The organism is Mucilaginibacter sp., from assembly GCF_036383575.1.
Classification (GTDB): Bacteria; Bacteroidota; Bacteroidia; order Sphingobacteriales; family Sphingobacteriaceae; genus Mucilaginibacter.
On record NZ_DASVOB010000889.1, the window covers coordinates 1 to 10,606 of the forward strand.

The 10,606-nt window shown below is 41.2% G+C and carries 13 protein-coding genes; 8 read left to right on the plus strand and 5 right to left on the minus strand.

The features are described from left to right. Together VF500_RS31210 and VF500_RS31215 are read right to left on the minus strand one after the other, a co-directional pair. Positions 1-651: EamA family transporter (locus VF500_RS31210; protein WP_330863400.1), on the minus strand; the 651-nt coding region annotated here is incomplete at its 3' end. A gap of 7 nt (positions 652-658) precedes the next feature. After that, on the minus strand, positions 659-1,138 hold the full coding sequence (locus tag VF500_RS31215) for an Lrp/AsnC family transcriptional regulator (protein ID WP_330863401.1): 480 nt from the start codon (positions 1,136-1,138) through the stop codon (positions 659-661). 237 nt (positions 1,139-1,375) lie between these two features. Between VF500_RS31215 and VF500_RS31220 the strand changes: the two genes are divergently transcribed. From VF500_RS31220 to VF500_RS31230, 3 genes are all read left to right on the plus strand, one after another. Continuing rightward, positions 1,376-1,951, plus strand: a complete 576-nt coding sequence (locus tag VF500_RS31220) for a sigma-70 family RNA polymerase sigma factor (protein ID WP_330863402.1) — start codon at positions 1,376-1,378, stop codon at positions 1,949-1,951. 20 nt (positions 1,952-1,971) lie between these two features. After that, positions 1,972-2,373 carry a hypothetical protein gene (locus VF500_RS31225; protein ID WP_330863403.1) on the plus strand — a complete coding sequence of 134 codons (402 nt, stop codon included), beginning with the start codon at positions 1,972-1,974 and terminating at the stop codon, positions 2,371-2,373. A 131-nt stretch (positions 2,374-2,504) separates the two neighbouring features. Continuing rightward, a complete protein-coding gene (locus tag VF500_RS31230; protein WP_330863404.1) occupies positions 2,505-2,720 on the plus strand; it encodes a hypothetical protein in 216 nt (71 codons plus the stop codon). Between the two features lie 45 nt (positions 2,721-2,765). Here VF500_RS31230 and VF500_RS31235 read toward each other — a convergent pair whose 3' ends face one another. Next, positions 2,766-3,254 carry a VOC family protein gene (locus tag VF500_RS31235; protein ID WP_330863405.1) on the minus strand — a complete coding sequence of 163 codons (489 nt, stop codon included), beginning with the start codon at positions 3,252-3,254 and terminating at the stop codon, positions 2,766-2,768. Between the two features lie 577 nt (positions 3,255-3,831). On the opposite strand from VF500_RS31235, the gene VF500_RS31240 reads away from it, so the two are divergent. Together VF500_RS31240 and VF500_RS31245 are read left to right on the plus strand one after the other, a co-directional pair. After that, positions 3,832-4,506 (plus strand): Pr6Pr family membrane protein, encoded by a 675-nt coding sequence (locus VF500_RS31240; protein ID WP_330863406.1) that lies wholly within the window; start codon positions 3,832-3,834, stop codon positions 4,504-4,506. A gap of 123 nt (positions 4,507-4,629) precedes the next feature. After that, entirely contained in the window at positions 4,630-4,776 is a 147-nt protein-coding gene (locus VF500_RS31245; RefSeq protein ID WP_330863407.1) for a hypothetical protein, read from the plus strand. Positions 4,777-4,869: 93 nt separating this feature from the next. Here the strand turns inward: VF500_RS31245 and VF500_RS31250 are convergent, their stop codons facing one another. Together VF500_RS31250 and VF500_RS31255 are read right to left on the minus strand one after the other, a co-directional pair. Continuing rightward, a complete protein-coding gene (locus tag VF500_RS31250) occupies positions 4,870-5,070 on the minus strand; it encodes a hypothetical protein (protein ID WP_121227708.1) in 201 nt (66 codons plus the stop codon). 110 nt (positions 5,071-5,180) lie between these two features. Continuing rightward, the gene (locus VF500_RS31255; RefSeq protein WP_330863408.1) at positions 5,181-6,041 is read right to left on the minus strand and encodes a glycoside hydrolase family 16 protein; all 861 of its coding nucleotides are present in this window, start codon (positions 6,039-6,041) and stop codon (positions 5,181-5,183) included. Positions 6,042-6,454: 413 nt separating this feature from the next. On the opposite strand from VF500_RS31255, the gene VF500_RS31260 reads away from it, so the two are divergent. The 3 genes from VF500_RS31260 to VF500_RS31270 form a co-directional block, all read left to right on the plus strand. After that, complete coding sequence (locus VF500_RS31260) at positions 6,455-7,720, plus strand: metallophosphoesterase (protein WP_330863409.1); 1,266 nt, start codon at positions 6,455-6,457, stop codon at positions 7,718-7,720. A gap of 85 nt (positions 7,721-7,805) precedes the next feature. Further along, positions 7,806-8,021 carry a hypothetical protein gene (locus VF500_RS31265; RefSeq protein WP_330863410.1) on the plus strand — a complete coding sequence of 72 codons (216 nt, stop codon included), beginning with the start codon at positions 7,806-7,808 and terminating at the stop codon, positions 8,019-8,021. A 338-nt stretch (positions 8,022-8,359) separates the two neighbouring features. Then, positions 8,360-10,606 (plus strand): hypothetical protein (locus tag VF500_RS31270; RefSeq protein ID WP_330863411.1); only part of this gene is annotated, 2,247 nt, incomplete at its 3' end.

The window sequence follows — 10,606 nt, forward strand, 5'->3', positions numbered from 1 at the left end:
CATCTCATTATTTAAAAAGCTTGAAGGCAGGAAGAACATACCGGCTGCAAGCATTTGCCATGCTGTATTTACAGATACAGAACCTTTGGTGTTATAGTGTTTTGAATATAATGAACCCGAAGCCCAGCCCAAAGTACCGAATAACAGCAATATCATCCCCGGTAATTTTGATGGCCCGGCTGATGATCCAAAAACGTCCGCAATTTGATCACGGAATAAGAGTATTACACCTATAAAACCTATTACCAATCCCGCAATGGTGCTTTTACTTTTAAAGTTTGTGCCCCAGTTTGGTTTATCAAGCAGTACGAACCAAATTGGCGGCGAGGTTACCATAATGGCTACCATGGCGCTTGGCAAAGTTTGTTCGGCCCAGATCACCGCACCATTACCAATTACCAACAGCAGAAAACCGCTTACTGCCGCATGCAATATATTTTGTTTTACAAATATCCTTTCACCCTTAATTGCGCACCACACCATTAACAGCAAACCGGCCGTGACAAAACGCAGCGCGCCCAGCAACAGCGGTGGAAAACCGGCTACTGCCATTTTTATAAAAAAGTAAGTAGAGCCCCATACTATATAAACAGTAGCAAAAGCTATAACAACTAATAGGGGTGATGCGGGTTTTGCGGTTGTGGGTGTCATGGTGTATTTATTTTTCGGGTATAACCAGTTGTTGTTGTTCTTTTTTGGTTTCGAGCACTATGGTGGTACGGGTACTCAAAATATTGGGGATCTTGCTGAAATGGGTGCGCATTAAATTCATCAGCGAAGCCGAATCATAGGTGCGTACTTTTATCAGGTAGCAATCGTCACCAGCTATATGATGAACTTCCTGCACTTCAGGTATTTTGGCCAGTTCGCTTGATGTAGCGTCGCTTCCTGGACCATCAGCGGCACGCATAAAAATAAAAGCCAGCAGTTTTTGCTGCAGCGCTACCGGGTTAATGCGGGTGGTATATTGTTGGATCACGTTTTTCTGTTCCAGCTTTTTTACGCGTTCCAGTATGCCTGAAGGAGCCATGCCAAGCTCACGGGCAAGGTCGGCATTGGAGATCCGGGCATTTTCCTGCATCAATCTTAAGATATGCAGGTCGGTTTTATCTAAAATAATTTCCGGTTCGTTAATCATACAGTAATATTCGTTATTAATTGAATAAAATTCAAGTATTTTAAATTAAAATGAATTTAATTCGACAAAAGTATCTTTATTGTGTTTAAACATCATTTATTTGAGTTGGAGCTATGGTTGAATAAAATGCCGTTTTTGCTATCGCGAATGGCTTTTATGTATTAAATAGATTTTTTTGAAAAAAAATTAAAATGTTTTTAAATCACAATCGTCTGTATCTTTAAAAGGATAAAGAAATTGACAACAGCGATAATGCCCCAGGACAAAAACAGCCACATCATACAAACAATTGCTTCGTATGGTAAAAGCCTGTTGGGATTTATTCGCCGGAGGGTAAAAAACGATGCCGATGCCGAGGATATACTCCAGGATGTTTGGTACCAGTTTAGCGCTGTTATTAATTCTGAACCGATTGAACAAACCAGCGCCTGGCTATACCGGGTGGCCCGGAACAAAATAACTGACAAGCATAGAAAAAAGACGGAAACCCTGCTTGATGATATGCTGGCCGATGATGAGGATTATGACGATGAGGCACCGGACTTTAAAGCCATACTCCTTACCGAAGCTACCACTCCCGAAACCGAGTATTTGCGCAACCTTTTTTGGGAGCAGTTATTTTTTGCGCTGGATGAATTGCCCGAAGAACAAAAACAGGTATTTGTTTGGCATGAACTTGAAGATATCCCCTTTGAGGAAATTGCCAAACGTACCGGGCTAAATACCAACACGCTGGTATCAAGAAAGCGGTATGCGGTATTACACTTACGCAAACGGCTTGCCCAGCTTTACCGTGAAATTACTGAATATTAAAAATTAAGACATTATATAACATGAAACCATTTTTTTATAAAAGGCGATTTTTCTTCATCCCGCTTGGGGTGATCGCTTGCCTGGCCGTCATTAGCTTTATAGTGATGCAGCTTTGGAATAATTTATTGCCGGATATTTTACACGTAACAACCATTACTTACTGGCAGGCTGTAGGCATATTTATTTTATGCAAAATACTGTTTGGTTTTGGTAAAGGCGGCCCAAAAGGCGGGGGAGGTGCACCCTGGATGCGCGGACGCATGGCCGAACGTTTTAGGAATATGAGCCCTGAAGACAGAGATAAATTTCGTGCCCAGTGGGAAGACCGTATGTGCAGATGGAAAGGCCGCGGGCATGGCAGGTTTGGCCGTGACTGGGATGATTTTAAGACCACTGTTAACGAGGAGAAGAAAGCTGAATAAACAGAAAGATTGGCTTATATGAGATTTGTTAATTGATCGTATTAACAATCAGGATATTAGCTTTAAGCTTTGTGCGTTTTGCTTTAAGCTTTATATAATTTAATATTTATTTACCCCTAAATAGCTTTACAATGGATGTACTGGTATTTGCAACAAGCGTACGGCAGAAACGGCAGGTGAGCCGGGTGCAAAATTTATTGACCAAGGTACCGGCCATAGCCCAATGGAATTTTGACCTGGAAGATTGCGATAATATTTTACGTGTAGAGGCAAAGGATATTTCACCCCGTTATATCGAATCGCTGTTGCAAAAGGCTGGTATCCATTGCCAGGAACTGGAATATTAAAAAAACTACAAGAATTTTAGTTTAGTGATTGTTTGACGGCCCGGCTTATTTTTTAGCCGGGCTGTTTATTTCAATCCAATAGCCATCTGGATCCTGAAAATACAATTGCAGTACCCCATCAGCACGATAGGTTGGTTCCTTACTATCACCTTTCCAGTTTGAGTAGGGGACGCTCATTTGATCAAGTGTTTTTGCAAACTCTTTTACCGACGAAACAGTAAAGCAAAGATGTACCCCTTTAACCTGCTTCTCATTCCGTTCGGCCTGGATAACGTGAAGTTTTACATTGTTGCCAAGGCTGTACCACTGATGTACGGTATCGGCAAATGGATTGTTAACTTTTTTAAGGTGTAATACTTTGGTATAAAATTCGGTGCTTTTTTTAAGGTTGCTGGTGGTAATGGCAATATGATCAATCACCGGCGAAATATCGGTGCCGCTTTGAGCCTTACAAACTACAGGTAAAATCACAATTATTGCCAGCAGCAAAGTAGTTATTTTGGCTGCCTTAAAGGCAATTAATAAAGGTTTCATTTTTTTAGATTGGTAATTTAATTGCCTAAAGATATAGGTTTAGGTTCTTCTTTATCCAAACGCACAAATAAATTACACAAACGCATTTCAATGAAAACTGAATATCAGTTTTTCCTCTTGGTGGTTAATGCAATTGGTGTTGTGCACATTCCAGTCATTAATATCAATAAGACCCGGATGGGTCCTGTAATGACTGTCATCAACAGGGCATTTAACCACATATCCAATATCTTTAATGAGCACAATTATTGGTCTTGCACCGCAAATCTTGCAGCAGTTACAATCAACCGATCCTGGTATATTTACATAACCCCTCATACTTCATCCAGCGTTTAATGAAAATTTTTAATTGCGATTAGTTATCAGGTCATTCAACTTTGTGAAGGTACTTATCGTATTTTATCCCAAAAAACAAAAAAATCATTAATTGCGATTAAAATCCTCCATAAATATAATACGTATGAAATTAAATTTATGTTACTGTGTTTAGTTATTTATTATTTATTTAAGAGGGGAATATAGTTTGTTCTTATTTTACAGGGGCATTTTTGGTAAATTCAAATCCTGAAAAATAGCTATGGAACAATATAAACTACATATCAATAATACGATTAAAGGCCGTAAATGGTTGTATGTCTCTACTGTTATTATATGGTTTAGCTTAATTTTACAAATAACTATATCAATTTTTGCTTATTTAAAAGAAGGGCGAAGCCTTGGCGGCACGCTGGTACAACTATTTAGTTATTTTACAATCCTCAGTAATTTACTTGCAGCTATATGCCTTACTGCATTGTTTAAAACCAATAGCCGTTTAGGAAAATACTTTTTTCAGCCGCGTGTTTTCAGTGCCATCGCTTTATATATCACTATAGTAGGCTTGGTTTATAATCTGGTGCTCCGCAGTTTGTGGCATCCCGAAGGTTTGTTTAAGCTGGCTGATGAACTGCTGCACTCCGTAAACCCGGTTTTGTTTGTAGTTTATTGGTTAGTATATGTGCCAAAAGCAAGTTTAAAATGGAGCCGGGCCTTAAGCTGGCTTTGGTTTCCCTTAGGATATTCGGTTTATATATTTATCAGGGGCAGTATCAGTCATTTGTATCCTTATCCCTTTCTTAATATTGATACATTAGGATTATCGCGGGTTGCTATAAATTCATTGTTGATGCTTGTAGCTTTCCTGCTCATCGGCTTTTTGTTTGTTTGGATCAACCGGGTCATCGCAAAGCGAGGTGCTGCAGTTACCGATTAGCCTGTTATTAATTGAGAATAGGCTACTGTAACATTCCCTTTACCGCGTTTGTTATTTTATTTGTATGGCATGATAAGTGTTTGGATATAACTATATCTATTGAAAACTTATAAATCATTTGCTATGAAAACAACTGTTTCCCGCTCAATTGCACTGTTAATATTAGTCGCAATGGGCTTTACAAGCTGTTCTGCCGAATACCGCGAGCGCCGCAGGCACCGCCACGACGAAAGGGTTCGTGTACACGAACGTGTAGTTATACATAATTAAACAAAGGTAAATACAACAAAACAGGCCGTACTGATGAAGCACGGCCTGTTTTGTTTATGGCGATTAAAAACCGGGATCGTTTTTATTTGAAAATCAATCGTTCCAAAGGTGTTTATGGTGTAGATTGTTTTCCAGTTTGTTTTTAATAAAAAGGTCGTCTTTATGCAAAATGCAATCGCCTTGATTGATGTCTTCTTCAGAAGTAACTTTAATGATACTGCCTGATATTTGTTCAACTATGCTTGATAGTGTGAGGATCTCTGTGTCGGGGATTTGAACGGTTAATATTGCCATGGGTAGATGATGTGTTTTTTGATAATTCAAAAATATGGCAATAAAATTTACCGTATGTTTTATGAAAGTAAAATTTAAATAACCTTTATTTTACAAATGTGTCAACAATATTAATTCGCGGGTTTAGTTACCAGCACCCAATCTACAATGGTTTTGGCATCGCCGGCTTTTATTTTGTTAACTGTAGTTTCTGACAGGCCGTGATATGGCTTCGTAACCTTGTTAACGCCGCCCGGATAGCCACCGCCTAAAGCAAAATTAAGAATGATGAATTTTTTGTTATCAAAAGCCCAGCGGCCATATTTTTCGACCATAGCCTTGGTTACTGTATAAGTTACTTTGCCGTCAACTTTAAAAACAAGGCTCTCCGGCGACCAATCGACCGAATATACATGCCATTGTGTAACATCAATCCCCGCTGGGAAAAATACACGTTTTGCAAGCGGTGTATTACCAAAGTAGCCCGGTCCGTGTAAGGCGTGACTTACCCAACTCGAGTCGCCCACGGTTTCCATGACGTCAATTTCGCCGCAATCGGGCCATTTCCCATTGCCAAGCGCCCAAAAGGCTGGCCAGAGGCCGGCGCCTGATGCCATTTTCATTCTGCAGGACGCGGTTCCGTAAGTAAATTCCATTTTAGCGCGGGTGTTAATTCGCCCCGAAATAAAATCATATTTCCGTTGCTCTTTGCTGGTAAAGCCGGGCTGATACAGGGCTTTTAAAACCAAAGCGCCATTTGTTGCCCCTTCGTCTTTGCCATCGATCATATAAATAGTAGCCGCCGAATCAACATAAGCCTGCTGTTCGTCATTAACGGTATGGCCTGTAACTTCAACGTTCCATTTGCTCCTGTTGAGGGTTGGTTTATTAAAATCTTCAAAGAAAACAGTATCCGTTTTGGGCTGCTTTTGTGCAAATACCTGTGCTGCTGTTAAAAGGCTTGCGACTAACAGCAAATGTTTTAATTTCATTTTTTGATGATGTGAGATGAGGGTTTAAAAGTATATAAATTGGATGATACGAATTTAGGGTTTCAGGATTGAGATTATAATTTTACAAAGTACAAAGAAGGGGTGGAGGAACGGGCATACACTCTTTTGTCAGCCTTAGTTTTGAGAGTCCACTGACTTTGAAGGAGAAATGACATCTTCACCACGTCATGCAGAACTTGTTTCGGCACCCCACAGGACAAGTCGCCGATTTACTCAGCGTGGTTGCTTAGCGAGTGGTGTGTTGAAACAAGTTCAACATGACGGAATTTTAATGTGTAATGGGAAACTATAGTTCAAAACGGCAAAGTTCTTGAATCCAAACCCGAATCCCTCGGCAATTTTACCCTTCAATTACCTTTACTTTTTTAAATTGCAGTTTTATACATACTTATATGCACAATAGTGGCTTTTTAAAGGTGTTCGCGATCATAGCGTTTATTAGTTTATTGTTTGATTGGTACATCCACTCCGGCCTTAAAACCCTAACTACCGACTGGTCATCAAACCTGTGGCGCAATATTGTTTTATGGGGATACCTGATCATATCTGTAGGCGTAACCGCCTTATTTTTATTGGGCTTCGGTGCTTTTAGTACAGCAAATGGGATGCGTCCGTTTCACGAGTGGATGCTGAGCCTGTTCCTTACTTTTTTTATCACTAAGCTTTTCTTTGTCATCATACTTTCCCTGGGTGATCTTGGGCGTTTTTTTGCAGGTATCTTCAATTTGATTAGCAGTTCAGACAGAGCAAATGGGCAATCAGCCTTTCCCGGCAGGCGTAAGTTTATCAGCGAGATAGCGGTGCTGGTAGCTGCCGTGCCTTTTACCTCACTTTTTTATGCCATGTTTAAGGGGAAATACGATTATAGGCTGCATAAAACCACGCTTTATTTTGAGGATCTGCCTGATGCCTTTGATGGTTTTACCATTACCCAGCTTTCGGACATCCACTCGGGCAGTTTTGACAATACGGAGGCTATGCAGCGCGGTATTGACCTGGCTAAGGCTCAAAAAAGCGACCTGTTTGTTTTTACCGGCGACCTGGTAAACAACGCAGCTTCAGAAATTGAACCTTATATAGATAGGTTCGGGCAGATCAAAGCTCCTTACGGGCAGTTTTCTATTTTGGGAAATCATGACTATGGCGACTATATTCATTGGGACAGTTTACAGGAAAAGGCAGCGAACCTGGATAAGCTTAAACAGCATCACAAAGCTTTAGATTATCGCCTGCTGCTTAATGAAAATGTGAGCATCGAAAAAGGCGGACAAAAGATCTCCCTCATTGGCATCCAAAACTGGGGTAAGGGATTTATACAGTTGGGCGATTTGGATAAAGCGCTTCAGGGTGTACCTCAAGATGCCTTTAAAATACTGCTTTCGCATGATCCATCCCATTGGGAAGAGCAGGTTCGTTATAATCCTACCACCATTCATCTCACATTATCGGGGCATACTCACGGCGCGCAATTCGGCGTAGAGATCCCCGGGTTTAGGTGGAGCCCTGTAAAATACCGTTATGTTGACTGGGCTGGCCTCGCTAATGAAAAGAACCGTTATCTGTATGTGAACCGGGGTTTCGGCTTTCTGGCATTTTCGGGCAGGTTGGGTATTTGGCCGGAGGTTACGGTAATCGAACTAAAGAAAAAGGTGGCGTAAACTTATAAAAAGTTACCTTGCGCTTGTCGCCTGATTTATGGCAAGGTTTTTATGCTTCTTATGTGAAGCATTTAAAACTAAAATTATGGTATCCAACGATATAAAAAGGATAGGCAAACGCGGCCCGCAGGTACAGCATCAGCGTAGCAACGCCTGGGAGGTAATGAAACCCTTTGTTCATTTTGGCGTGAAAGCAACTGCTACTATTGCTCATGCACTTATCTCCATTATAAAACACATCCCCAAGCCCGATCTCAATAAACCTCCCAAACAAAACAGTGGTAAGGTCATTAAAATATAAAACAGGAAACCCGGTCAATAACAGACAGGGTTTTTTGTGGGGCTATCTACCGTTATTTAACGGTACAAAATTCAGTGATTTAACGGATTGCGGGAACGTTTTTTAATGATGAAATTTAAGCAACGATTCAAACTTGCAAAATAGGAATTTCCACTATATATAACAGGCTGCAAATGTTGCCTTTGGATAATTGAAACATATTTAAAACCTAAACCTTAACCTTGTCTTACACCCGCCCATCCGGCGGGTGTTTTTTGTTTTATACCAGTTCAAATTATTAAGCGTTGTGTAAGCGGCTTTGTTGTTTAAATTACAATTTGTACTTACTTTCACCCTCAATGAATCATCTGTTTACCGGTTACAAAGCGCTTCAAAAATTAATTCTTCCGGCGCTTTTATTTTCTGCTACATTATCAAAAGCGCAGGTGTTTGGTGGTAACCCGCCGTCAATAAAGTGGAAACAGGTAAACACAGCACCCGCCAGGGTAATATTCCCGGCTGGTTTGGATTCGGCAGGCTTAAGGGTTGCCAATATTGTTCAGCAAATGAACGGTTTGGTAAAGCCAACAATTGGGTTTAAGCAAAAGCAGATCAGTATTGTTTTACAAAATCAAACCACAGTAGCCAACGGCTATGTAGGATTAGCGCCCTTCAGGAGCGAGTTTTTTTTAACTCCCGACCAAAATAGTTTCGAAATAGGCAGCCTGTCCTGGCCTCAGCAATTGGCTATTCATGAGTTCCGGCATGTGCAGCAGTACAATAATTTTAATGTAGGCCTGTCGCGCTTTCTTCGTATAATTTTTGGCGAGGGTGGGCAGGCGCTGGGTAATGACCTTGCCGTGCCCAATTGGTTTTTTGAAGGCGACGCCGTATTTAACGAAACCCTGGTGAGCGAACAAGGCAGGGGCAGGTTACCTTATTTTTTTACCGGCTACCGTGCATTATGGGCTGCGGATAAAAACTACAGCTATATGAAGCTCCGCAATGGCTCATACCGCGATTATGTGCCCGACCATTATCCGCTTGGCTATATGATGGTAGCCTATGGCCGTGAAAAATACGGTAGTGAGCTATGGAAGAATGTAACACATGATGCTGCGGCATATCGTGGCGGCTTTTACCCTTTTCAATGGGCGGTTAAAAAATATACCGGCGAAAGTTTCAAAACCTTTTCAAATAACGGATTCAGTTATTTCAAACAGCAATTTGCCGAAGATAACACCCAGCCGGTTGCCGAACGGAAAAAACACTTTGACGCCAACCGGCAATACCCGGCATTTGTAAATGATAGTACACTCATTTACGCCGAAAATACTTATGATCATTTACCTGCTTTCGTTATTAAAACAGGTAATAAGGAAGTAAAACTCAGCACCCGTTCCTACTCATTAGATAGTTATTTTGATTATAACAACGGCAAAATAGTTTATGCATCCTATCGGCCTGACTTACGCTGGGGATATCGTAACTACAGTGAACTGACGCTGCTTGATACAAAAACAGGGCAGGAGCATCGTATCACATCAAAAGCAAAATACTTTTCGCCGGCTTTTAGCGCCGATGGTCAAAGTATTGTCGCTGTGCAAGTTGACGCGTCAGGGATAAGCCTGTTGCATATTTTGGATACAGCCGGCAAAGTGCAAAAGGATATCCCAAACCCGCAAGGACTGTTTTATACTTATCCAAAGTTTTATGGAGATGGCAAGCTAATCTCAGCTGCCCGTGATAAAGAAGGGAAGATGGGCATCGCCCTTACAGAGATCGCTACCGGTAAAACAGAATATTTAACGCCGCTGAGCTATCGCCCGATAGGTTTTATCGCCCTGAAAAAAGATACGCTTTACTTTACTCAAACTGATGGCAAGAACGACCGGCTGTTTGTGATGATGCCTGGTAATAAAAGCATTTATGAAATGCTGCCTACCGGGAAGGACAAAGGAATAGGTTACTATCAGCCAGCCGTAAGCGATAATAAACTGGCCTGGGTAGGCTTTACTGCCGATGGTTATCAAATAAACCAGGCCAATAAAAAAGACCTGAAATGGATAGCCGCAGGCGGCGATTATGCACGTTATTTGCCTGAGCTGGGTATCACCGCGCTTAAAAAAGATTCGGCGGCTAATATGGTTGCAGGAATAGCAGATAAGCCATTACCGGTTACTAATTATTCAAAAGCCCATGGTTTGTTTAATTTTCACAGTATCATCCCTAACATCAGCGACCCTAATTATTCATTCGCTATCACCGGCGAGAATGTGCTGAATACTTTCCAGTCCGAACTGTCTTTTGATTACAATACCAATGAAGGTTATAAGCAATTTGGCTTTGATGCCATTTACGGTGGATTGTTCCCTTATATTTCGGCCGGGGCAGATTACACTCTGGACAGGCGAAGTTTTTATAAAGGGCAATACGTTTACTGGAACGAAACCGCAGTGCATGGCGGTTTACGTGTACCATTAAACTTTAGCGAAGGCAAGCGCATAACAGGCCTTACCTTTGGCAGCGACCTGTATTTTAATAGCATCAACTTTCAACAGGCCTATAAAAGCAGCTTTGCCGACCGGTCATATAGTTATCTGAAT